The following is a 781-nucleotide window of genomic DNA, read 5'->3' on the forward strand; positions in this document are numbered from 1 at the left end:
TGACCGCGCCGAACGGGCCGGCGCAGCAGCGGGTGATCCGGCAGGCCCTGGCCAACGCCGGGCTGAGCACGGCGGACGTGGACGCCGTCGAGGCGCACGGCACCGGCACCACGCTGGGCGACCCCATCGAGGCGCAGGCGCTGCTGGCCACCTACGGGCAGGGCCGGGAGGACCGTGAACCGCTCCTGCTGGGCTCGATCAAGTCGAACATCGGGCACACCCAGGCCGCCGCAGGCGTCGCCGGTGTGATCAAGATGGTGCTCGCCATGCGACACGGCCTCGTGCCGGCCACCCTGCACGTGGACGCGCCCTCGTCGAAGGTGGACTGGACCTCCGGCGCGGTCACGCTGGTCACCGAGGCCCGGCCGTGGCCGGAACTCGACCGGCCCCGCCGGGGCGCGGTCTCCTCCTTCGGGATCTCCGGCACCAACGCCCATGTGATCATCGAACAGCCGGAACCGGAGCCGGTCGAGGCGCTGGCGGGCGATCCCCTGCCCGTCGTGCCGTGGCTCCTGTCGGGGCGGTCCACGGAGGCCCTGGCCGGGCAGGCCACCCGACTCGCCGCGCACCTGAGCGGCGACCAGGAGCAGCCCCCGGTCGACCTGGCCTGGTCCCTGGCCACGTCTCGGGCCGCTCTCGATCATCGGGCGGTGGTGTTGGGTTCCACGGCCGGTGATTTGTGTGCGGGGTTGGCGGCGTTGGCTGAGGGGCTGGTTGCTCCGGGCGTGGTGGCTGGTCAGGTGTCGTCGGGTCGTCGGGCGGTGTTGTTCACGGGTCAGGG

1 protein-coding gene is annotated in these 781 nt (G+C 73.2%); it reads left to right on the forward strand.

The window, feature by feature from the left end; translation table 11 throughout:
* Window positions 1–781 (forward strand): type I polyketide synthase (locus tag GA0070560_RS29220; RefSeq protein WP_211566042.1); only part of this gene is annotated, 781 nt, incomplete at both ends.

Source organism: Micromonospora halophytica, assembly GCF_900090245.1.
Classification (GTDB): Bacteria; Actinomycetota; Actinomycetes; order Mycobacteriales; family Micromonosporaceae; genus Micromonospora; species Micromonospora halophytica.